This is a genomic window from Phytohabitans sp. LZ39, assembly GCF_059359075.1.
This window is the reverse complement of sequence record NZ_JCADBM010000020.1, coordinates 138,641-159,843: the sequence shown is the minus strand read 5'-3', so window position 1 is coordinate 159,843 and position 21,203 is coordinate 138,641. Positions and strand designations below refer to the sequence as shown.

Here is a 21,203-nt window from a genome sequence, read left to right as displayed (position 1 = left end):
CTGCCTCCGCCGCCTCGATCAAGGAAGCCGGCCGAGTCGTCGCAGCCACGTTTCGCTTGCCTTCCAGACCGCCGAGGGCGGTGGGTGGATCCCGGATCAGGGTGATGACCTTCGTGATGGTCCTCAGCGCAGGATTTCCCGGGCCGTGTCAGCGGCGGACCGCTGCTCCCGCCGGAGACCGCACGGGTCGGCGGCGAGCTGGCGCTCGCCGAGATCCCCGACCCGCACTGCCAGGCCCGCGACACAAGATCGACCAACGGCGGATGGGTGAGGCCGCGGGAGACGCACCCCAAGAAAACGCTCCGCCGCGCTCCACGTTTCCCCGGGGACCGCGCAGCGGTCTGGACCACGACGGGCGTCGCGGTAGCTCACATATCTATGTGAAATAAGGGGTTGGAGGTCGGGGAAACTCGCGTTGGTTCTGGTCCGCCCATTGTGGACAGACGCGCCCCAGCGGGGTAAGTTCCCCGGCTGGCACCGGTGCCCCGTGGGAGGCGCGTCGCGTCACAGGGCGCCGGGGCCGGGAAGGGGCGAGGTGAAGTTTCTTCGTGACTGGTGGACGGCGGTGACGCTCGCGGTGTTGGCCGCCGTGCCCATCGCGCTGTGGATCTTGGAGTATCTCCACCCGGAGAGCTACGGCGCATAGGTGGTGACGGCGCGGCCCGGCTCTGAGATTGGAGCCGGGCCGCGTCGCGTACAGGCCCTTGCCCTTTGGTGCCTCTGTGTGGTCGTGTGGCTACGGGTGGTTATCGCGCGGCTGGGTGGGAGGCGATGGTGGACGGATTGGCGGTCTTCGCACCAGCGGCCGACGAGCGGATCGGGATCGAGGTCGAGCTCGGCCTGGTCGACGAGCGAAGTGGTCGGAGCGCGCCCTACGACGGCCCGTGCGGGTCGCGGGCGCTGCTGGAGCGGGCGGTCCGCGAGCTCGGCGCCAAGCCCGTCCTCGAAGGGGGCGCGCTCGTCGGCGTGGAGCTGGCGTACGGTGCACAGCTGTCGCTGGAGCTGGGTGGCGCGGTGGAGTACTCGTCGGCGCCGTTCCAGTCGCTCGGTGCCCTCGTCGCGACCGCGCGGCGCGATCTGCGGGTGATCGCCGGTCTTGCCGCGCGGGGTGGTCTCGCCCTGCTGCCGGGCGGGCTGGTGCCGTTCACGCCGCGGGAGCGGATCCCGTGGGCGCCGAAGCCGCGGATCGGCATCATGCGCCGCTACTTCCGAGGGTTGGGGCCCGCCGCGGCGTTCGCGGAGAACGTCATGGGGTTGACCCTCTCCACACAGACCACAGTGGACTACCTGTCGCCGGAGGACTTCCGGGAGAAGCTGGCGCTGCTGGTGAAGGCGGCGCCGATCGCGGCGGCGCTGTTCGTCAACTCGCCGATCGAGGAGGGGCGGCCGACCGGTGTGCTCTCCCGCCGCATGCAGATGTGGGGCTACGTGGATCCGAGCCGGTGCGGCGTCCTGGAGTTCGCGGTGCGGCCCGACGTCTCGGCCGCCGACGTGGTCGAGTGGGGGAGCGCGTTGCCGATGATCTACCGGCGGGTGGGCGCGGGCTACGTGCCCGGGCCGGCCCGGCCGTTCCGTGAGCTTGTCGAGCATGGCTTCGGCGACGGCACGGCGCCGGACCTGGACGACTGGCGGGCCCACCTCTCCCAGGTGTGGCCGCAGGTGCGGGCCCGGCACACGCTCGAGATGCGGGCGTTCGACGGGCTGCCGTGGGAGGCGTTCGCGGCGGCGCCGGCGTTCTGCGTCGGGTTGGCCTACCACGCGCCGGCGCGGCGGTCGGCGCTCGCGTTGCTCGACGGCATCACCGCCGCGGACCTGGCGCAGGCGTCGGAGGACGTGGCGGTCAAAGGGCTCGACGCGATGGTGGGCGACCGGTCCGTGGGCGCGACCGCGGAGGCTCTGCTGGGCCTCGCCCGCCAGGGGTTACGGGCGCGGGTCAACGCGGGCTGGGAGCGGCCGGGCACGGAGCACCTGCTCGATCCGCTCGACGATGTGGTGCGCAGCGGGGTCACCTTCGCCGAGCGGGCCGTGTCGGAGTGGACCGGGCCGCAACGTGAGCGGCCAGCCGCCCTGGTGGCGGCAGGCCGCGTGCCCATCGGGTAGGAACGTGGCTACCAGCGCCTTGCCTTCAGGACGATGATGCCGGCCAGTACGAGCACCGCGGCGGAGACCATGCCGGCCACCCAGCCGCCGATGAACGCGAGAGCCGGCACAGTAGCCCAGAGCAGGGCGCTGACGGCGAAGAGCACGCGACCGTGGCGGGATCCCGTGCGGTCGCCCATGCGGGCGACGAAGTCAGGGTCTGTGGTACGAAGGTGCTGCGCCATCGCATCGAGCCGGCGCCGCTCGTCGCTGCTGAGCATGACGGCGCACTTACCCACCGCATGGGGCCTTCAAGCGTCCGGCGGGTGCCACTCTTAGCGGGTCCTTAAATCTGGTTGAGGCCGTCATCCGCGACGGGATAAACGGCCGTGTTGCTCCGCAGATCGGTTTGCGCTGCTCCGCGCCGGGAATCCCGGGGCCGCGAGATCCCGAAGCGATGCAGCGCGGGCTTAAGCGGGCGCCCGGATGGGGGTCGTCACCTTGAGTCAGCCCAGAAGGTTAACTACCGTCCCGTATCACTGAGTATTGGTGAGAATTGGGACTGGTGCATGGTCGATCGGAGTGTGCCTCGCCACGCGCAGCACGCCGAGCCGGCGGTGCAGCAAAAGCCGCACTCGCATCACTACCGGCCCTACGTGCCGCCGCCGCCACGGCACCGCGCCTCGGAGCAACCGACCCGCTCGCCGGCCGAGCCGCAGCCGGCCGCGGTGCCCGTCACGGCACCCAAAAAGCGGCGCGCGCGGATGGGCCGGCGTAAGGCGATCCTCGGCATCAGTGGGCTGGCCGCACTCACCGGCGGCACCGCGTTCGCCGCGACGCCGGGCGGGCAGGAGGTCGTCGACTGGGCGCTGGGCCGGTCCGACTACGACCCGGCGGCCGACGAGGCCAGCGACGGCAACCCGGCGCGCCCCGGCGGGCAACAGCCGAGCACCGTGCGCACGTACACCGAGCAGAACGAGTCGTACATGGCCTCCAAGGCCGGCGACGCGCTGCGCGGCAACATCCCGGCCGGTGGCCGGCGCTTCTCCAGCCCCGCGATCGCCGCGCAGGCGACGAAGGTGACGGTGCCGACCGCGCTGGCCAACGATCCGGTGCGCCACCTGGTCAGCCGGCTCACCTTCGGTCCCACGCAGAAGGTGATGGCGGAGGTCGCGCGGGTCGGCATCGACGAGTGGATCAGCCAGCAGCTCGACCCGGAGCGGATCCCGGCCACGCCCGCGGAGGCGAAGCTTGGCGACCTGACCACGCTGGGCATGAGCGTCGCCGATCTGCGCGCCGCGCGGAAGGACCACGAGGCCAAGGGCATCCGGGCCGACGACGAGATGGTGCAGGCCACGATCGCCCGGCAGATCTGGTCCGACCGCCAGGTCTTCGAGGTGATGGTCGACTTCTGGAACGACTTCCTGCACGTGCCCGCGTTCCACGAGGGTTCGCCGGTGCTGCGGTCGTCGTTCGACCGTGACGTGATCCGGCGGTACGCGCTGGACAACTACCCGGACATGCTGGTCGCCGCCAACCGCCACCCGGCCCTGCTGACCTACCTCAACCAGTCGGAGTCCACAAAGGACGAGGTGACCGACAACCTGGCCCGGGAAAACCTGGAGCGGTACTCGGTCGGCGTCGACGGCGGCTACACCGAGCGCGACGTGCGGCAGGCCGCGCTGCTCCAGACCGGCCGCGCGGTCAAGGACGACCGGTACGTGTACCGCGCCGACAAGCACTACGTCGGCGCCGTGAAGGTCATGGGGTTCAGCCACCCGAACACCACGGCCGCGGGCGGCGAGCAGGCCGGCGAGGAGTACTTCCGGTACCTGGCCAACCACCCCTCGACGGCGCGCCGGATCGCGACGCGGCTGGCCACCCGCTTCGTCTCGGACACCCCGCCGCCGGCGCTGGTGGAGCGGCTGGCCCGCAGCTACACGGTCAACCGCGGTGCGGTAAAGCCGGTGCTGCTGGAGCTGCTCAGCTCCTCGGAGTTCTGGGCGGCGGTCGGGCAGAAGGTGCGCCGGCCGCTGGAGTACGTGGTGGCGACGTACCGCACGCTCGGCGTGTCACCGGAGACGCCGGCCAGCTACCGGGCCGGTGGGCCCGACCGCACGCCGTTCGCCGAAGGGATGCGGCAGCTCCAGGGGCGCCTCCAGGAGCTGGGCCACTACCCGGCCGGCGCGCCCGGCCCGACCGGCTACCCGGACGTCTTCGTCGCGTGGTCGTCGGCGAGCACGATGGTCGCGTTCTGGAACGAGGCCGCCGACGCCGTCGCGGGCAGCCGCCCGATGTTCACGTACCAGCGGCCGGAGCAGCTCGTCGGCGCCAACCCGCCGAAGACGGCGTTGCCCTATGTCGCCGCCCTCGCCCAGCGGCTCGTGCACCAGCCGCTGCCCCCGGAAGCCCTGCGGACGATCACCGGCGTGGCCGGCCTCGCGCCCGGCGCGGCGGTCGACGCGACGCTCAACGGCGCGGCGGTGGCCGTGGCCCGGGTGATCCTCGCTTCTCCCCAACACCTGCTGAGGTAGCCATGAAAAGCCACGAACTCAGCAGGCGCGGGTTCCTCACCGGTGCCGCGGCGACCGTCACGGCGGTCGCCACCAGCCAGGCGCTGCCCGGACGCGCGGCGTACGCGGCCTCGGCCAAGGGCACGCTCGTACACGTCTTCCTGCACGGCGGCCTCGACGGGCTCGCCGTCGTCGCGCCGACCGACGAGTCCGTGCTCGAAGACGCCCGCCCCAACCTGCTGATGACCGAGCGCACCGCGCTGGCGGTCGATCGCTCGTTCCGGCTCAACAGCGCGTTCCGGCCGCTGGAGGGTGCCCTGAAGGACGGGCTGCTCGGCTTCGTCCCGGCCGTCTCCGACCCGCGCCTGTCCCGCAGCCACTTCCAGGCGGTCGACATGTGCGACCTCGGTGGCCTGCCCCGCGAGGCGGGCGGGCGGGGCTGGCTCGACCGCCTCGTCGACCAGCTCGGCCCGGGCACCGCCTTCCGCGGCGTCGGTGTCGGAGCCACGCTCCCGCGTTCGCTGGTGGGCACCAACGGCGCGCTGTCGCTGAGCACAGTGGACGGTCTGGCGCTCAACGGCGACGGGCGCTTCAAGGATCCGACGCTCGCCGCGATCGGCGCGCTCTACAAGGACATCAACCACCCCGTCCAGGACGCCGTCGCCGCCACGCTCGGCGCGGTGCGCGCCGTGCCCGGCATGGCCTACCGGCCGGCCGACGGCGTCGAGTACGACGGGATCGGGCTCGCGTTCCGCCAGGTCGCCCACCTGATCAAGGGCGGCGCCAACGTGCGCGTCGCCGCCATCGCGGACGGCGGCTGGGACACCCACGAGGACCAGGGCACCCAGGACGGCGGATACCTGCACGGGCGGCTGACCGACCTGGCCCGGGGGATGGCCGCGTTCTTCGCCGACCTCGGCCCGGCGGCCGCCGACGTGACCGTGCTGGTGTCGAGCGAGTTCGGCCGGCGGGTGGCGGAGAGCGGCACCGGCAGCGACCACGGCCACGGCGGCGTCGTGATGCTGCTGTCCGGCCGCAAGCTGAGCGGCTCGCTGATCGGCCGGTGGGACGGTCTGGGCACGCTGGACAGCGGCGACGTGCCGGAGTTCAACAACCTCTTCGACGTGTACGGGTCGGTGGTGCAGGGCCAGTTCGGCCTGACCGACGCGCAGGTGGCGAAGATCTTCCCGCAGCGCCGCTACGCGCCGATGAAACTGTTCAACGCATAGGCCATCTGGCGGATCTATGGCCGCCGCGAAACCGGCAAAGATGCCGGTATGCCGTCACCCATCCGGGGCTCGACCACCACGATGGGCGCCGTTACCTTGGCTGCTATGCCGCTATGCCGCGCGGCGCAACGTGGACGTCTGCCGGGGCAGCTGCGCCCCGCGCGACGCCGCGCCCACCGCGTCGACCAGCATCCCCTGCACGGCGTAGGAGTCGGGCAGGCGCCAGCGGGTCTCCTCCGGCGACACCGACCAGCGCACCAGCCCCTCGGGCAGCCGGGTCGGCGGCGCCGGGATCCACGAGCCGGCACCGTGCCGCACCACGTCGAGGCTGTCGTCCAGCTCGGGCCGCAGCGGATCACCCGGGCGCACCAGAAACATCCAGCGCCCGGTCGGCGTCACCGCCACCGGCCCGCGCACCTGGCCACGGCCGGGCCCGAGCACGCTCGCGTGCAGCCGGGCCGCGCCGAGCACCCGGAGGCCGAGATGGGCGGGCACCTCCAGCACGTCAAACGCTCGTCCGGTCGGCAGCAGCACCGCGTGTGGCGCCCGCCGCCACCAGTCCGCGACCTTCGCGGTGTCGCAGGTCGCGGCCTCCTCCCAGCGCTCCAGCGCCGGGTGGCAGCCGACGGTCGGGCAGCCGGGGCGGGCACAGTCAAACCTGTCTCCCGCGAGGTACGCGCCGGGTGTAACGTCCCAGCCGTGCTCCGCGTAGCGCAGAGCCGAGTGGCGCAGCCGGGAGCGGTCGAGCACCACAGATCGTATGAATGGCGGTCGAGGACTCCACCGCATGGTCAGAAAACCTCCCACGTCAGCGGTCTGGCGTCATATCAGGCGCCGGGCACCGTCACCAAGCACGACACGCGGTCGTTGCCTTTGACAGAGAGCTGCTTGCAACTTGCATCAGAAACTACGAGCGAGGGCCGAAGTGCCAGCGCACAGAGTGTGCGATCGGCCCCGAATGAGTGACGAAACGGACCGCACCGCCCAACCGGCCCGGTCGCCGGCGAGGCAGGGGGAGGTACGACGTGGATGAGCTGCCCATCGGGCGCCGCGTCGCGTACTGGCGCGGGCGCCGCAAGATGTCGCAGCAGGTCTTCGCCGACCGGCTGGGCAAGTCGAAGAGCTGGGTGGACAAGGTCGAACGGGGCGTCCGCCGCCTCGACAAGTTCTCCGTCGTCTACGAGATAGCAGACGTGCTCCAGGTCGACGTACAACTCCTGCTGGGCAAGGAGCCGGAGCGCCGGATCGACAGCGTCAACTGCATCGACCAGGTCGAGGTGGAGGAGATCCGCGCCGCCCTGGAGCGCTACGACCAGATCAGCGCGTTCTTCTTCGCCCCCACGCAGGCACTGCCGCTGCCGGAGATGCGCAAGGCGGTCAGCCACGCCTGGCTGACCTACCAGCACGCGAAGTACGGCGTACTGGCCCGCGCGCTGCCCAAGCTGCTGCGCGACGGGCAGGCCGCCGACACGGCGTACGCGGACGGTGAGCAGTCCAACGAGGCCGCGCACCTGCTCGGCCAGATCTACCAGATCGCCTCGTCCACCCTGCGCAAGCTGGGCGAGCACGAGCTGTGCTGGCTCGCCGCGGACCGCTCGATCGCCGTGTCACAGCGGGCCGGCGACCAGCTGCTGGCCGGCATCGCCAGCTACCGGGTCGGCAGCGCGCTGCTCGCGCTCGGCCGGGCCCGCCCGGCGCTGGAGGTCAACGTCAACATCGCCAACCGGCTCGCGCCCGGCGACGAAAACGAGGCCACGCCCGAGCGGCTCTCGGTGTACGGCATGCTGCTGCTCAACGGCGCGATGGCGGCCGCCCGGATCGGCGACAGCGCGACCGTCCGGGATCTCTTCGCCGCCGCCGAGGAAGCCGCCCTCGAGCTGGGCAGCGACCAAAACCACCTGTGGACCTCGTTCGGGCCCACCAACGTCCAGCTGCACCGCGCCGCCGCAGCGGTCGAGCTGGGCGAGGGGCGCGTCGCGGTCGACACCCACGAGCAGATCGACGGAGACGCGTTCGCCGCCCTGCTGCCGGAGCGGCGCGCGCACCACTTCATCGACATCGCCCGGGGGTACACCCAGATCGGCGACGTCGAGCGGGCCAGCGAGATGCTGCTGGAGGGCGACCGCCTCGCCCCCTCGGAGATCCGCTGCCGGCCGATCGCACACGAGGTGCTCTCGGACGTGCTGCGCCGCACCAAGGGGGCACCGCCGACCCCGGTGGCGGAGCTCGCCGAGCACATGGGGGTGGGAGTATGAGCGGGTGAGCGACCGGGGCGTGCTCTACGTCATCTCGTGCGGGTCGCCGGTCGCCCGCGACGTGGGCCGGCTAGTGACGGAGGCCCAGCGCGAGGGCTGGGACGTGTGTGTGGTCGTCACGCCGGATGGCCGCAAGTTCGTCGACGTGCCCGCGCTCGCCCTCCAGACCGGCCACCCGGTCCGCACGCTCTACAAAAACCCCGGCGACCCCGACGTGCTGCCGGCCCCGGACGCGATCATCGTCGCGCCGGCCACCGTCAACACGGTCAACAAATGGGCCTGTGGCATCGCCGACACGCTCGCCCTCGGGCTCGTCGTCGAGGGGCAGGGCAAGGGGCTGCCGATCGTCGTCATGCCGTACACCAACGTGGCGATGGGTTCGCACCCCGCCTTCCGGGAAAGCCTGGCGCGGCTGCGCGGGTGGGGGATCACCGTGCTGTTCGGCGACGATTTCTTCCCGCTGCACCCGCCCGGCACGGGCGAGCAGCACCGCGACACGTTTCCGTGGAGCCGCGCGCTCGAAGCCCTGCACTCGCGGGTCGAGGCAGGGCCTAGCCGAAGCTGACGCCCACCCGCGCGCCGCCGAGCGCCGAGTCGTTGCCGGCGGTCGCGGTGGAGGTTCTCCGTCATGGGGACACGTTGCGCCACCGTGTGTGAGAGGACCGTGAGAAGGGCGTCCTCGCGCTGGTAGCCTCGCCGCCGTGACAACTGAACCCACCGTGGCGGACCTGGTGGCCACCCTCGACGCGCGATTTCCGCCGTCGTGGGCGGAGTCGTGGGACCGGGTGGGCCTGGTGCTCGGCGAGCCGGAGGCGCCGGTGCGGCGGGTGCTGTGCGCCGTCGACTGCGTGCCGGAGACGGTGGCGCAGGCGCGGGAGGTGGGCGCCGACCTGATCGTGGCGCATCACCCGCTGCTGCTGCGCGGGGTGTCGTCGGTGGCGCCGACGACGTACAAAGGACGGATCGTCCACCAGCTCATCAAGGCAGACATCGCCCTCTTCGTCGCGCACACCAACGCCGACGTCGCCAACCCGGGCGTCTCCGACGCGCTCGCCGCCCGGCTCGGCCTGACCGACCTGCGCCCGCTGAAGCCGGCCTCGTCCGGCGACGGCCCGGACGGCGACGGTCGCGGCACCGGCCGGATCGGGCGCCTTCCGGCGCCCATGACCCTCGCCGAGCTCACCCACCACGCGGCCCGCACCCTTCCCCAAACAGCTTGGGGGGTACGGGCGGCCGGCCGGCCCGATCGGGTGATCTCGACTGTGGCGGTGTGCGGCGGTGCGGGTGACCCGTTCCTCGCCGACGCGACCGCCGCGGGCGTCGACGCGTACCTCACCGCCGACCTGCGCCACCACCCGGTCAGCGAGCACATCGCGAGCGGTGGCCCGGCGCTGCTCGACGCCGCGCACTGGGCGACCGAGCGCCCGTGGCTGGACGACCTGGCCGCGCACCTGCGCGACGCCTGCGGTGTGGAGACGGTCGTCTCCGATCTCGACACCGACCCGTGGACCGTGCACGACTCGTTGAAGGAGCCCCGCTCGTGAAGGCAGACCCGGAAGCACAGCGACGCCTGCTCGACCTCCAGGCGATCGACACCGCGCTGGCCCAGCTGGCCCACAAGCGCCGTACGCTGCCGGAGCACGCCGAGCTGGAGACCCTCGCGCGGCAGCTGTCCGCGCTGGAGGACGAGCGCGTGCGGGCCCAGGTCGCCGTCGACGACTTCGACCGGGACATCGCGCGCATCGAGCGCGACGTCGACCAGGTGCGTTCACGCAAAGACAAGGACCAGGCGCGGCTGGACACCGGGCGCGGGCCGGCGCGCGAGCTGGAGGCGCTCCAGCACGAGCTCGTCTCGCTCACCCGCCGGCAGAGCGAGCTTGAAGACGCCGAGCTGGAGCTGATGGAGCAGCGGGAGACCGCACAGGCGACGCTCGACGAGCTGCTCGCCCAGCAGGAGGCCGGCCGGGAGGCGCGCGAGGCGGCCGAGGCGCGGCGCGACCAGGCGCTGGCCGAGATCGTCAAGGACGAGGAGTTTCGCACCACCGCGCGGCAGCCCCTCGTCGCCGACCTGCCGGCTGACCTCATCGCCCTCTACGACAAGATCCGGGAGTCGTCCGGCGGCCTCGGCGCCGCGCTCTTGAAGGGCGGCCGCTGCGGCGGGTGCCGGCTGGAGCTTGCCGGCAGCGAGCGCGCCCGGATAAAGGCCGCGCCGCCCGACGAGGTGGTGCGCTGCGAGGAGTGCCGCCGCATCATGGTCCGCACCGCGGAGTCGGGCCTGTGAATCGCACCCCAAGAAAACGCTCCGCTTCGCTCCACGTTTCCCCGGGGGCCCCGCGCGAGCGAGTTGGCGCGGCGGCGTCTGGACGGAGCCGTCCCGCCGACGTAGTCGGGGTTTCGGGGTGGCGGAGGAAGACGTCGCCTTCGGTGCCGCACGAGCGAGCGAACCAGGAGGCACTGTGAGCGAGCGAGTTGGCGCGGCGGCGTCTGGACGGAGCCGGCCCGCCGACGTAGTCGGGGTTTCGGGGTGGCGGAGGAAGACGTCGCCTTCGGTGCCGCACGAGCGAGCGAACCAGGAGGCACTGTGAGCGAGCGAGTTGGCGCGGCGGCGTCTGGACGGAGCCGGCCCGCCGACGTAGTCGGGGTTTCGGGGTGGCGGAGGAAGACGTCGCCTTCGGTGCCGCACGAGCGAGCGAACCAGGAGGCACTGTGAGGGTCGTCGTCGAGGCCGACGGCGGCGCGCGGGGCAATCCCGGGCCGGCCGGCTACGGCGCGGTCGTCCGCGAGGCCAACTCGGGCGAGGTCCTCGCCGAGCGGTCCGACACGCTCGGCGTGGCGACCAACAACGTCGCCGAGTACTCCGGGCTCCTCGCCGGCTTGCGCGCCGCGGCCGAGCTCGGCGCGTCCGAGGTCGAGGTGCGGATGGACTCCAAGCTCGTCGTGGAGCAGATGTCCGGCCGCTGGCAGATCAAAAACCCGGGCCTGCGCCCGCTCGCCGCCCAGGCGGCCACGCTCGTGCGCCGGTTCGAGCTCGTCACGTTCGTGTGGGTGCCGCGCGAGCGTAACAAGCACGCCGACGCGCTCGCCAACAAGGCGATGGACGAGGCGGCCGGGATCACGCGTGACGCCCCGGGCGGCGGTGCGGCGAAGGGAAAAGAGCAACCCGCCGCCGGTAGCGTCCGCCCGTCGTGGGAGCCGCCCGCCGCGACGCCCACACGCCTGCTCCTCGTCCGCCACGGCGCGACCGCGCTCACCGCGCAGCGCCGCTACTCCGGCCGCGGCGACGTGCCGCTCTCCGACGCCGGGCTGGCCCAGGCCCGCGCGACCGGCGCGCGCGTGAAGGCGCTCGCGCCCTCGGTCGCCGCCGTCGTCAGCTCGCCGCTGGTGCGGTGCACGCGCACGGCGGAGATCATCGCCGAGACGCTCGGCCGCGGCGTACCGGTCGAGGTCGAGCCCGACCTCGTCGAGTGCGACTTCGGCGCGTGGGAGGGTAAGACCTTCACGGAGGTCCGTGCACAGTGGCCGGACGAGATGGACGCCTGGCTGGGGTCCACTGAGGAGGCACCGCCGGGCGGCGAGTCGTTCCGCGCCGTGGCCACGCGCGTGCGCCGCGTCGTGGCGACCCTCCACAAGGGCTACCCGGAGAGCACGGTCGTCGTCGTCTCGCACGTGTCGCCGCTGAAGATCCTGCTGCGCGACGCGCTCGCCGCCGGCGACGCCTTCCTCCACCGGCTCTACCTCGACCCGGCCGGCCTGTCCATCGTGGACATGTGGGGGGACGGCGGTGTGGCGGTGCGGATGGTCAACGAGACCGCGCACCTCGCCGGCTAACTGAACGCACGTACGAGTAGCGCCAGTCCCACCACGGTGCCGGCGGTCACGACGACCCCCTTCAGCACGGCGCCCGGCATTCGGCGGGCGAGCCGCGCGCCGGCGTACCCGCCCAGCAGAGTCGCCGGCGCGATGACCGCGACGCCCACCCAGTCGACGGGGCCGAAGACCGCGTACGCGACGACCGTGGCGGCGCCGATGACCGCGGAGAGCAGGTTCTTGAGCGCGTTGATCCGGGCGAGCCGCTCGTCGAGGAGCAACGCCAGCCCGGCGACGAGCATCACGCCGAGCGCGGCGCCGAAGTAGCCGCCGTACACCCCGCCGACCGCCACGAGCCCGTACAGCGCGATCGCGTGGCGGCGCGGAGCCATGCTCTTCGGGTGGCCGACCAGCCGCCGTAGCCGGTCCTGGAAGGCGAGCACGGCCGCGGCCGCGAGGACGAGGAACGGCACCACGACCTCGAACGCGCGCTGCGGCGTGGCGAGCAGCAGCACACACCCGGCGAAGCCGCCCAGCACGGCGAGCGGCACGAGCGCGCGCAGGCGTTCGCGCGGTAGGTCGGCGCGGCTGCCCACCACGCTTCCGACGTAGCCGGGACTGACCGCGACGGAGTTCGTCACGTTCGCCGGCACGGGCGCGAGCCCCGCCGCGATGAGCGCGGGAAACGTGATGAGCGAGCCGCCGCCCGCGATCGCGTTCACCGTGCCCGCGCCCAAACCGGCGGCGGCGAGCAGCGCCATTCCTGGAAGATCCATCGCCGCCGAGGCTAGTACGATTGAGGACGCGACGGACGAGTCGGCCGGGCGGTCGCGTCAGCTTCGTGCTCCTAGGAGCGCGTGGTTGCCGAGGAACGTCCGGACTCCACAGGGCAGGGTGGTTGTTAACGGCAACCCGGGGTGACCCGCGGGACAGTGCCACAGAAAACAGACCGCCGCGCTTCGGCGCGGTAAGGGTGAAACGGTGGGGTAAGAGCCCACCAGCGCTCCGGGTGACCGGAGCGGCTCGGTAAACCCCACCCGGAGCAAGGCCAAGAAGAGTCGCCACCGCGAGGCGGCGGCTCGCGCAGGCGTTTGAGGGCGGCCCGTCCGATGCCTGCGGGTAGGCCGCTGGAGCCTGCCGGCAACGGTAGGCCGAGATGGATGGCCGCCACCGGCGGCACATGCCGCCGGGACAGAATCCGGCGTACAGGCCGACTCGTCCGTCGCACCTCTTCCACTCGCGTGGAGGGCCACAGTGGAGGCTGACGTACGCCACGCGGGTGTCATGGCGCAAGAATTTTTTTTGGGACGCGGTCACGGGCGCGGCCGTGTGCGGGTCCTTGCGCTTACGCGGATAAATCCCTTATCGAATAAGGCTTTCTCTTCGAATCGCGTCACGCGGCGAGCCGCCTACCGTTGTCTACCGGGCTGGTCTATTGTGGAGACGCGTCCGATTTTTCTGCGGAAAAGGTGGCGCTTGTTCGGTTTGCGGTGCACAGTGATCTCATGACTAACGGCGGAAGTGGCGCACGGTACTACTGGTGTGTGCGCCACCACCGCGTCGAGGACGACTCCAACTCGTGCCCGGCCAAGTACACGCTCGGTCCGTACGGATCCGCACAGGAAGCGGAGCGTGCGCTCGAGCAGGTGCGTGAGCGCAATGACAAGTGGGATGAGGAAGACGCCCACTGGTCCGGGGAGGACAAGTAATCGACACGGTTCCGCACGCGCGGCCGTCGGCTTAGCGCGGGACACATTCGCAAGGAGGAGACAGAGATGGCCGTAGCGAAGAAGGCCACCAGCACCCCGGCCGCGAAACGCGCGGCTGCCAAGAACAGCACGGCGAAGCCTGAGGCACAGCCGGCGGTGGACGAGGTCAAGGCAGCGGTGCCGGCGACCACGGCCGCACGGAAGACCGTCACGAGCAAGGCGACGGCGAAGAAGGCCCCCGCCAAGAAGACCACCACCGCGGCGAAGAAGGCTTCGGCGACGAAGTCGACGACCGCTCGTAAGACGGCCACCGCCAAGAAGACGACGACCGCCAAGAAAACCGCGGCCAAGAAGACCGCGCCGGCGACGAGAACAGCGGCAAAGAAGGCCCCCGCGAAGAAGGCCACCGCGACCAAGAGCACCACCGCGCGTAAGGCGGCCGCGAAGAAGACCACCACGGCTGCCAAGAAGACGACCACGGCCAAGAAGACCGCGGCCGCCAAGTCGACGACGGCGCGGAAGACCGCCGCCGCGAAGACCACCACCGCGCGCAAGACCGCCGCGAAGAAGACGACGACCAAGGCCACTCCGGCCAAGAAGGCGGTCGCCAAGAAGACGGCGGCGAAGAGCACCGCGGCCAAGCGCACCACCACGGCGGCCAAGAAGGCGCCGGCGCGCAAGGCCACCGCCCGCAAGACGACCACTCGCACCACCCGCTAGTACAACGGGGTGCGGCGCGCTGAGTAAGAATGACCGCGTGGTTATTCGACGCGTTGTCGCACCCCGCATCGACTTCGGCGAGCTGCGCCGCGAGCTGGAACTCCCTGAGGCGTTCCCGCCCGCGGCGCAGCGCGAAGCGGACGAGGCGGCTTTCCGCACCGCACTTCCGGCCGCCGACCGCACAGACATCCCGTTCGTCACGATCGACCCGCCCACCTCGCGCGACCTCGACCAGGCCATGTGGATCGGGCGCCGCGACGGCGGCTACCGGGTGCACTACGCGATCGCCGACGTGGCCGCGTACGTACGCCCCGGCGGCGAACTCGAGGCAGAGACCTGGCGCCGCGGCCAGACCGTCTACCTTCCCGACAGCAAGGTGCCGCTGCATCCCGTCGCGTTGAGCGAGGGCGCGGTGAGCCTTCTGCCCGATCAGGAGCGGGCCGCGGTCGTGTGGACGATCGACCTCGACTCCTCGGGCGAAACCCAGTCGGTACACCTCGAACGCGCACGGGTACGCAGCCGCGCGAAGCTCGACTACGCCGGTGTACAGGCGGACGCCGACGCGGGGCGGCTGCCCGAGCCGATCGCGGCGCTGCCCCAGCTCGGCACCCTGCTCGTCGAGCGCGGCTTCGCGCGCGGCGCGATCAGCCTGCCGCTGCCCGAGCAGGACATCGAACCGGACGGCACCGGGTGGCGGCTCGTGCTCCGCGCCCCGTACCCGGTCGAGGAGTTCAACGCGCAGATCTCGTTGCTGACCGGCATGGCCGCCGCGCGCGTCATGCTCGACGGCGGCATCGGCCTGCTGCGCACCATGCCCGCACCCCGCGAGCAGGCGATCGCCAAGCTCCGCGCGGCGGCCGCGCCGCTCGGCGTGGAGTGGCCCGACGGCGCGCCGGTCGGACGCGTGGTGGCCGGCGTCGACCCGGCACAGCCGCGCGCCGCGGCGTTCCTCGACCACGCGGCCGAGCTGATGCGCGGCGCCGGCTACACGGCGTTCGACGGCAAGGTGCCGGACGACCCGGGCCACGGCGCGGTGGCGGCGCCGTACGCGCACGTGACCGCGCCACTGCGGCGGCTGGCCGACCGGTACGTCACCGAGGTGTGCCTGGCCCTCTTCGCCGGCATGCCGGTGCCCGACTGGGCCGGCGCCGCACTGCCCAAGCTGCCCGAGGTGATGGCCGACACCGACCGCGTCGCTTCGGCCGCCGAGCGCGCGGCGGTCGACCTCACCGAGGCGATGCTGCTCGCCGGCCGCGTGGGCGAGGAGTTCGACGCGGCGGTGCTCGACCTCGACGACCGCCCCAAGCGCGTGCCCGGCGGGATGATCGCGCTCGACGAGCCGCCGGTACGCGCCCGCTGCGAAGGCGCCCTCCCGCTCGGCGAACGCATCCGCGCCCGCCTCGTCACCGCCGACCCGGGGCAGCGGCGCGTCCTCTTCACCTTCTCGGGGTGAACGACGACCTCGGCGCGGCGGTACCCGTGGAGCGCCCGCCGCGCCGCGTCGTCTCGCTGGTGCCGTCGCTGACCGAGGCGATCGCGCTGAGCACCCCCGACCTGCTCGCCGGCGCCACCGACTACTGCACCCACCCGCCGGGCCTCGACGTGCCGCGGGTGGGCGGCTCCAAGTACCCGTCGGTGGACCGCGTCCTGGCGCTGGCACCCGATCTGGTCGTGGCGAACGCGGAGGAGAACCGCCGCGAAGACGTCGAGGCGCTGCGGGCCGCGGGCGTGGCGGTGTGGGTGACCTACCCGCGCACGCTGGACGAGGCGCTGGCTTCGCTCGCGCGGCTGCTCGCCGCTCTCGGCGCGCCCGATCCGCCGTGGCTGGGCGAGACGCGGGCCGCGTGGGCACGGCCCGCCCCCGCACCCCCGAGGCGCGCCGTGGTGCCCGTCTGGCGCCGCCCGTGGGTGGTGCTGGGCCGCGACACCTTCGCCGGCGACGTGCTGCGCCGCCTGGGCGTGCACAACCTCTACGACGACGCGCCCGACCGCTATCCCCGCCCGCCGCTGGCCGAGATCCTCGCCCGCGACCCGGAGGTCGTCGTGCTCCCCGACGAGCCGTACGCCTTCACGACCGACGACGGCCCGGAAGCGTTCCCCGGGGTGCCGTGCGTGCTCGTCTCCGGCCGCCACCTGACGTGGTACGGCCCGTCCCTCGTCGAGGCGCGGGCCGTCCTGGAGTCCCAGCTGCGCGTCTAGAGATCTTTCAGGGTTACGGTCATTTTCAAGATTTGAGCTACCGCGACGTCCGTCGTGGTCCAGGCCGTTGCTCCCGCGGCCTCACCCGTCCGCCGTTGGTCGCGCTCACCCCTTGCTGCCGGCCTGTGCGTGCGGGGTTCGACAGCGATCCCCGGGCCGGTGGCCCGGGGGTGGGTGAGGTGCTCCGGGGGCCTTTGCTCTGCTTCCCTATAGGAGGCGGTCGACGGGTCGATCGCCGCTGGGTGTGGGTGCCCACTATGGGGAAGCAGAGCAAAGGGGATGCGCGCGCACACCCGTCCTGGCCGGGCCCGCGCGGCCGGGCAAGGCCGCCTTGGGGTGAGCGGGACCAACTGCGGACGGGTGAGGCCGCGGGAAATGCACCCCAAGAAAACGCTCCGCTGCGCTCCACGTTTCCCCGGGGACTCCGCGCAGCGGTCTGGACCACCGCGGACGTCGCGGTAGCCCAAATCTCGGTTTTGAATTGAGGGTTTTGGCCGTGGTCGTAGCCGACTAGAGCGACGTCGTCGGGAAACCTGGAAGCTCTAGTGGAAGGCGTGCTCCGGGCCGGGGAACTCGCCGCCGCGCACCTCGTCGGCGAAGCGCTTGGTGGCGTCGGTCAGCGCGCCGGCCAGGTCGGCGTAGCGCTTGACGAAGCGGGGGGCCTTGCCGGTGCGGAGGCCGGCCATGTCCTGCCAGACGAGCACCTGGGCGTCGGTGTCCGGGCCGGCGCCGATGCCCACCGTCGGGATGGGGAGGTCGTGGGTGATGCGCTTGGCGACCTCGCTGGTCACCATCTCCAGCACCACCGCGAACGCGCCCGCCTCCGCCACCGCGTGGGCGTCGGCCACCACGTCTTCTGCGGCGTCGCCGCGGCCCTGCACGCGGTAGCCGCCGATGGCGTGCTCGCTCTGCGGGGTGAAGCCCACGTGCGCCATCACGGGGATGCCGGCGTTGGTGATCGCGGCGATCTGCTCGGCCACGCGGCGGCCGCCCTCCAGCTTGACCGCGTGGGCGCCGCCCTCCTTCATGAACCGGACGGCGGTGCGCAGCGCCTGCGTCGGGCCCTCCTCGTACGAGCCGAAGGGCAGGTCGGCCACGACCAGCGTGCGCTTTGTGGCGCGCACCACGGCGCGTACGAGCGGGAGCAGGTCGTCGACCGTGACCGGGACGGTGGTCTCGTAGCCGAACACGTTGTTGGCCGCGGAGTCGCCGACGAGGAGCACCGGGATGCCGGCCTCGTCGAAGATGGCCGCCGTGTACTGGTCGTACGAGGTGAGCATCGGCCACCGCTCGCCGCGCTGCTTTGCCGCGATCAGGTCGCGCGTACGCACACGCCGGGTGGCTGGGCCGCCGTACAGGGTCGGCTCGGACATCGTCGTCTCCTCTCGCCTCGAGGCCGCGCACGCGGTCCCCGGGTCACTGGAGCAAGCCTCCCACCGCCCCTACCGGACACGTCAGGTGTTAGTGGAAGATTTCACACGCGTTACGCGAGGGCGGGCGGCGCTCCGGCGAGGAGGTCGTCGAGCAGGACAGCGGCGTGGCTGACGTAGGCCGGCTCGCCGCGCTCGCCCTGACCCAGCCGGTACTGGTGCACGGTGGTCTCGTTGTCGCCGCGCTCGATCCGCCAGTATTCCTGGACCCCGGCCCGGGCGTACTCACCTGGCTTGGTCTCGCGGTCAACGCGCTCGGATCCGGGCGAAACAACCTCGATCACCACGGCGACATCGGCGGGGTCGGCCCAAACCGTGCGCCCGTCTCTGCGCCGCCGCAGGATGATCAAGTCTGGAACGCGGCCAGAGTTCCGCTCCGTGATCCGGACGCCGGGTGAGGACAGCACCTGGTGTGTGCCATATCCGTTGGCAACAAACCAAACCGTCAGGCGAGTGATGGTCTCCGCGTGGTCGAAATCCGCCGGAGGCACGACGATGAGGCTACCGTCAACGAGCTCGTAACGGTGTCCATACTCATCGGCGGCCGCCAATTCCGCCACATCGTCAAGGGTGAGTGGGCGTGGCGGCAACTCAACCCGCAACCGCCGGCCGGGGTGCACTGCGGTCATGGCTCAACCTCCCTCGATCTGCCCATGCTACCGGTCGAAAGGCTCGCGCCACCTGTTCGTGATGGGGAGCCGGCGGTCGCGGCCGAAGGCCTTTATCGAGATCTTCGTGCCCGGCGCGGACTGGCGGCGCTTGTACTCGGCCACGTCGACCATGCGCAGCACCTTGTCGATCACCGCCGGGTCGTGGCCCTCGGCGATCAGGTCGTCGCGGCCCTTGTCGCCGTCGACGTAGCCGGCCAGGATCGCGTCGAGCTCGTGGTAGTCGGGCAGCGAGTCGGTGTCGAGCTGACCCGGGCGCAGCTCGGCGCTCGGCGGCTTGCTGATCGCGTTTTCCGGGATGGGCGGCTCGGCGCCGCGCCGCTCGGCCTCGGCGTCGCGCCACCTCGCGAGCGTCCACACCATCGTCTTCGGCACGTCTTTGAGCGGGTTGAAGCCGCCGACCGAGTCACCGTACAAAGTGGAGTATCCGACCGCCAGCTCGCTCTTGTTGCCCGTGGTGAGCACAAGGTGGCCCTCCTGGTTGGACAGTGCCATGAGGATCACCCCGCGCACGCGTGCTTGCAGGTTTTCCACCGCGAGGCCGGAGAGCGACATGTTGGCCAGGAAGGCGTCGACCATCGGCTGGATCGGCTCGATCCGGTAGTCGAGGCCGGTGCGCTTGGCGAGGTCGGCCGCGTCGTCGCGGGAGTGCTCGGACGAGTGCTGGCTGGGCATCGAGACGCCGACCACCCGGTCGGGGCCGAGCGCGTCGACCGCGATCGCCGCCACCACCGAGGAGTCGATGCCGCCGGAGAGGCCGAGCACGACCGAGCGGAAGCCGTTTTTGCGGACGTAGTCGCGCAGGCCGAGCACCAGCGCCTGCCACACCTCGGCCTCGTCGGTGACCCGCTCGGCGACACCACCCTCGACCGGGGTCGAAGGTGCGGCCGGCACCGGGTCGATCACCAGCCGCCGCACGCTCATCTCGCCTAGGTCGCCCTCCGGTGCCTCGGGGTCCGCCGCCGGCACGTCGAGGTCGTGGATCAGCAGGTGCTCGCCGAACTGTGGCGAGCGGGCCAGCAGCGTGCCGTCGGCGGCCACCACCATCGAGTCGCCGTCGAAGACCAGCTCGTCCTGGCCGCCGACCATGTTGACGTACGCCACGGCGGCGCCGGCCTCCTGGGCGCGCCGGGCGACGAGCGGGAGCCGTACGTCGTCCTTGTCCAGCTCGTACGGCGAGCCGTTGATGTTGACCACCAGGCCCACCCGCGCCGCGCGGGCGACCGCGAACGGACCTCCGGCCTGCCAGATGTCTTCGCAGACGGTGAGCGCGACGTCGACGCCGGCCACGCGCACCACCGTCAGGAAGTCGCCGGCCACGAAGTAGCGGTCTTCGTCGAACACGCCGTAGTTGGGCAGGTGGTGCTTGTAGTACTTGGCGGCGACCCGGCCGCCGTGCAGCAGCGCGAGCGCGTCACGCGGGCCGCGGTCGGGCTCGGCCTCGGCGCTGATCCGGGCCGCGCCGTCCGCGTCGAGGTAGCCGACCACGACCGGCAGGTCGCCGAGGCCGTCGGCGGCCAGGTCGGCGGCGAGCCGCTCCAGCGCGGCGACCGAGGCGGCCACGAACGACTCGCGGAAGACCAGGTCTTCCACCGGGTATCCGGTCAGCATCATCTCCGGGAACGCGACGAGCTGGGCGCCGGAGTCGGCCGCGGCCCGGCTCCACTCGCGCACGATGGCGGCGTTGCCGGACAGGTCGCCGACGGTCGGGTTTACCTGGGCGAGGGCGAGGCGCAGAGTCGGCATGGCTTCATCTTCCCAAGTCCGGGCCGTTCATGCCCTGTGAGAGGCCGCACGAGGGGTTCCGCCCGCCGCAGCGCCCGGCCCAGCACCCCGGCCACGTGCGCCGGTTCGGAGGCGGTCGGACCCACGTGGCGCAGCACGGACAGCACCGGCCCGAGCCGTCCGACGGCCAGGTACCCGTACCGGGGAGCGCCGGCCTCCAGGGGACGGGCGGTGAAACGTATTGCGTAGGCCTCGTCGCCCACCCGCCGCAGAGCCATCTCGCGGAGCTGGACCCGGACGGCGGTCCCGTCCTCCAACCGGGCGTCGAACTCGGGACACGAGCCGGACGCCCGGCGCAGCTCGCCCATCGCGCGGGCCGCGCCGCCCGGCTCGAAGAGCGCGAGCGCCTGGCGGAGCAGCGCGGCCCGCTGCCGCCCGGCGTAGTCGCCGACCGCCCGGTCCCGCGCGCCGGCCCCGGCCACGTCCCAGGGACGCTCGAAAAGCGCTCGGCACCGCTCGGTACGGCCGGTGTCCTCGACCGGCGCGGGCCGGGTGGCTGGCGCGGACCGGTACCCGTCGGGCAGGTCGCGGTCGCCCAGCAGCGCGTCGGCCAGCTCGGGCTGTGTGGCGGTGAGCGGCCCGGCCAGCGCGGACGGGCTCGGCGCGGCGTCGCGGTCGCCGTGGTTCACCCGCACGTGGATGACGCCGGCCAGCGCGATCACCCCGGCCAGCGCGGTACCGAGCGCGACCCCGCCGGCGATCATGCGGAATCGTGGCATGGCGCTTGTCCCCTCCCGTACTTTTGGTATCAACGGCCACGAACCGGACAGGTTGCGCCGGGACCCGGTACGGCGGCCAGCGGTCTCTTC

The 21,203-nt window shown here is 72.2% G+C and carries 19 protein-coding genes and 1 other RNA gene; 13 read left to right on the top strand and 7 right to left on the bottom strand.

Annotated features, from left to right (window positions below; all coding sequences use genetic code 11):
• The first annotated feature begins 771 nt into the window (after window positions 1-771).
• A complete protein-coding gene (locus AC5L36_RS32570; RefSeq protein WP_441222599.1) occupies window positions 772-2,100 on the top strand; it encodes a glutamate-cysteine ligase family protein in 1,329 nt (442 codons plus the stop codon).
• Between the two features lie 8 nt (window positions 2,101-2,108).
• Here the strand turns inward: AC5L36_RS32570 and AC5L36_RS32565 are convergent, their stop codons facing one another.
• The gene (locus tag AC5L36_RS32565; protein WP_441222598.1) at window positions 2,109-2,360 is read right to left on the bottom strand and encodes a DUF3040 domain-containing protein; all 252 of its coding nucleotides are present in this window, start codon (window positions 2,358-2,360) and stop codon (window positions 2,109-2,111) included.
• Window positions 2,361-2,648: 288 nt separating this feature from the next.
• On the opposite strand from AC5L36_RS32565, the gene AC5L36_RS32560 reads away from it, so the two are divergent.
• Together AC5L36_RS32560 and AC5L36_RS32555 are read left to right on the top strand one after the other, a co-directional pair.
• Complete coding sequence (locus AC5L36_RS32560; protein ID WP_441222597.1) at window positions 2,649-4,613, top strand: DUF1800 domain-containing protein; 1,965 nt, start codon at window positions 2,649-2,651, stop codon at window positions 4,611-4,613.
• A gap of 2 nt (window positions 4,614-4,615) precedes the next feature.
• Window positions 4,616-5,821, top strand: coding sequence for a DUF1501 domain-containing protein (locus AC5L36_RS32555; RefSeq protein ID WP_441222596.1), 1,206 nt, complete (start codon window positions 4,616-4,618; stop codon window positions 5,819-5,821).
• Window positions 5,822-5,932: 111 nt separating this feature from the next.
• Here AC5L36_RS32555 and AC5L36_RS32550 read toward each other — a convergent pair whose 3' ends face one another.
• Entirely contained in the window at window positions 5,933-6,610 is a 678-nt protein-coding gene (locus tag AC5L36_RS32550; protein WP_441222595.1) for a bifunctional DNA primase/polymerase, read from the bottom strand.
• A 236-nt stretch (window positions 6,611-6,846) separates the two neighbouring features.
• Between AC5L36_RS32550 and AC5L36_RS32545 the strand changes: the two genes are divergently transcribed.
• From AC5L36_RS32545 to AC5L36_RS32525, 5 genes are all read left to right on the top strand, one after another.
• Window positions 6,847-8,076 carry a helix-turn-helix domain-containing protein gene (locus AC5L36_RS32545; RefSeq protein WP_441222594.1) on the top strand — a complete coding sequence of 410 codons (1,230 nt, stop codon included), beginning with the start codon at window positions 6,847-6,849 and terminating at the stop codon, window positions 8,074-8,076.
• A 4-nt stretch (window positions 8,077-8,080) separates the two neighbouring features.
• Window positions 8,081-8,641 (top strand): flavoprotein, encoded by a 561-nt coding sequence (locus tag AC5L36_RS32540; RefSeq protein ID WP_441222593.1) that lies wholly within the window; start codon window positions 8,081-8,083, stop codon window positions 8,639-8,641.
• 163 nt (window positions 8,642-8,804) lie between these two features.
• The gene (locus AC5L36_RS32535) at window positions 8,805-9,620 is read left to right on the top strand and encodes a Nif3-like dinuclear metal center hexameric protein (protein WP_441222651.1); all 816 of its coding nucleotides are present in this window, start codon (window positions 8,805-8,807) and stop codon (window positions 9,618-9,620) included.
• On the top strand, window positions 9,617-10,357 hold the full coding sequence (locus tag AC5L36_RS32530) for a zinc ribbon domain-containing protein (RefSeq protein ID WP_441222592.1): 741 nt from the start codon (window positions 9,617-9,619) through the stop codon (window positions 10,355-10,357). Before AC5L36_RS32535 ends, AC5L36_RS32530 begins: the two co-directional genes overlap by 4 nt.
• Before the next feature lie 425 nt (window positions 10,358-10,782).
• Window positions 10,783-11,904 (top strand): bifunctional RNase H/acid phosphatase, encoded by a 1,122-nt coding sequence (locus tag AC5L36_RS32525; RefSeq protein ID WP_441222591.1) that lies wholly within the window; start codon window positions 10,783-10,785, stop codon window positions 11,902-11,904.
• Here AC5L36_RS32525 and AC5L36_RS32520 read toward each other — a convergent pair.
• The gene (locus AC5L36_RS32520; protein ID WP_441222590.1) at window positions 11,901-12,659 is read right to left on the bottom strand and encodes a sulfite exporter TauE/SafE family protein; all 759 of its coding nucleotides are present in this window, start codon (window positions 12,657-12,659) and stop codon (window positions 11,901-11,903) included. The two genes, AC5L36_RS32525 and AC5L36_RS32520, sit on opposite strands and share 4 nt — an antisense overlap.
• Before the next feature lie 36 nt (window positions 12,660-12,695).
• Here AC5L36_RS32520 and rnpB point away from each other — a divergent pair.
• The 5 genes from rnpB (at window position 12,696) to AC5L36_RS32495 (ending at window position 16,511) form a co-directional block, all read left to right on the top strand.
• An RNA gene (rnpB, locus tag AC5L36_RS32515) (RNase P RNA component class A) lies at window positions 12,696-13,105 on the top strand.
• A 283-nt stretch (window positions 13,106-13,388) separates the two neighbouring features.
• The gene (locus AC5L36_RS32510) at window positions 13,389-13,592 is read left to right on the top strand and encodes a hypothetical protein (RefSeq protein ID WP_441222589.1); all 204 of its coding nucleotides are present in this window, start codon (window positions 13,389-13,391) and stop codon (window positions 13,590-13,592) included.
• A gap of 66 nt (window positions 13,593-13,658) precedes the next feature.
• Entirely contained in the window at window positions 13,659-14,312 is a 654-nt protein-coding gene (locus tag AC5L36_RS32505) for a hypothetical protein (RefSeq protein ID WP_441222588.1), read from the top strand.
• A 37-nt stretch (window positions 14,313-14,349) separates the two neighbouring features.
• A complete protein-coding gene (locus AC5L36_RS32500) occupies window positions 14,350-15,765 on the top strand; it encodes an RNB domain-containing ribonuclease (protein ID WP_441222587.1) in 1,416 nt (471 codons plus the stop codon).
• Window positions 15,766-15,791: 26 nt separating this feature from the next.
• The gene (locus AC5L36_RS32495; RefSeq protein ID WP_441222650.1) at window positions 15,792-16,511 is read left to right on the top strand and encodes a helical backbone metal receptor; all 720 of its coding nucleotides are present in this window, start codon (window positions 15,792-15,794) and stop codon (window positions 16,509-16,511) included.
• Window positions 16,512-17,053: 542 nt separating this feature from the next.
• On the opposite strand, the gene panB is transcribed toward AC5L36_RS32495, so the two are convergent.
• The 4 genes from panB to AC5L36_RS32475 all read right to left on the bottom strand — a co-directional run bounded on the left by panB (window position 17,054) and on the right by AC5L36_RS32475 (window position 21,113).
• Entirely contained in the window at window positions 17,054-17,884 is an 831-nt protein-coding gene (gene panB / locus AC5L36_RS32490) for a 3-methyl-2-oxobutanoate hydroxymethyltransferase (RefSeq protein WP_441222586.1), read from the bottom strand.
• Between the two features lie 110 nt (window positions 17,885-17,994).
• Window positions 17,995-18,570 carry a Uma2 family endonuclease gene (locus tag AC5L36_RS32485; RefSeq protein WP_441222585.1) on the bottom strand — a complete coding sequence of 192 codons (576 nt, stop codon included), beginning with the start codon at window positions 18,568-18,570 and terminating at the stop codon, window positions 17,995-17,997.
• Between the two features lie 27 nt (window positions 18,571-18,597).
• Window positions 18,598-20,355: an NAD+ synthase gene (locus AC5L36_RS32480; protein WP_441222584.1), complete on the bottom strand. Its 1,758-nt coding sequence runs from the start codon at window positions 20,353-20,355 to the stop codon at window positions 18,598-18,600.
• The gene (locus AC5L36_RS32475; RefSeq protein WP_441222583.1) at window positions 20,322-21,113 is read right to left on the bottom strand and encodes a hypothetical protein; all 792 of its coding nucleotides are present in this window, start codon (window positions 21,111-21,113) and stop codon (window positions 20,322-20,324) included. Before AC5L36_RS32475 ends, AC5L36_RS32480 begins: the two co-directional genes overlap by 34 nt.
• Window positions 21,114-21,203: the final 90 nt, after the last annotated feature.

Coding starts and splice junctions, on each gene's coding strand:
- AC5L36_RS32510 (WP_441222589.1), top strand. CDS start 13,389: ATGACTAACGGCGGAAGTGGCGCACGGTACTACTGGTGTGTGCGCCAC.
- AC5L36_RS32565 (WP_441222598.1), bottom strand. CDS start 2,360: ATGCTCAGCAGCGACGAGCGGCGCCGGCTCGATGCGATGGCGCAGCAC.
- AC5L36_RS32480 (WP_441222584.1), bottom strand. CDS start 20,355: ATGCCGACTCTGCGCCTCGCCCTCGCCCAGGTAAACCCGACCGTCGGC.
- AC5L36_RS32485 (WP_441222585.1), bottom strand. CDS start 18,570: ATGACCGCAGTGCACCCCGGCCGGCGGTTGCGGGTTGAGTTGCCGCCA.
- AC5L36_RS32520 (WP_441222590.1), bottom strand. CDS start 12,659: ATGGATCTTCCAGGAATGGCGCTGCTCGCCGCCGCCGGTTTGGGCGCG.
- AC5L36_RS32550 (WP_441222595.1), bottom strand. CDS start 6,610: ATGCGGTGGAGTCCTCGACCGCCATTCATACGATCTGTGGTGCTCGAC.
- panB (WP_441222586.1), bottom strand. CDS start 17,884: ATGTCCGAGCCGACCCTGTACGGCGGCCCAGCCACCCGGCGTGTGCGT.
- AC5L36_RS32560 (WP_441222597.1), top strand. CDS start 2,649: ATGGTCGATCGGAGTGTGCCTCGCCACGCGCAGCACGCCGAGCCGGCG.
- AC5L36_RS32555 (WP_441222596.1), top strand. CDS start 4,616: ATGAAAAGCCACGAACTCAGCAGGCGCGGGTTCCTCACCGGTGCCGCG.
- AC5L36_RS32505 (WP_441222588.1), top strand. CDS start 13,659: ATGGCCGTAGCGAAGAAGGCCACCAGCACCCCGGCCGCGAAACGCGCG.
- AC5L36_RS32475 (WP_441222583.1), bottom strand. CDS start 21,113: ATGCCACGATTCCGCATGATCGCCGGCGGGGTCGCGCTCGGTACCGCG.
- AC5L36_RS32570 (WP_441222599.1), top strand. CDS start 772: ATGGTGGACGGATTGGCGGTCTTCGCACCAGCGGCCGACGAGCGGATC.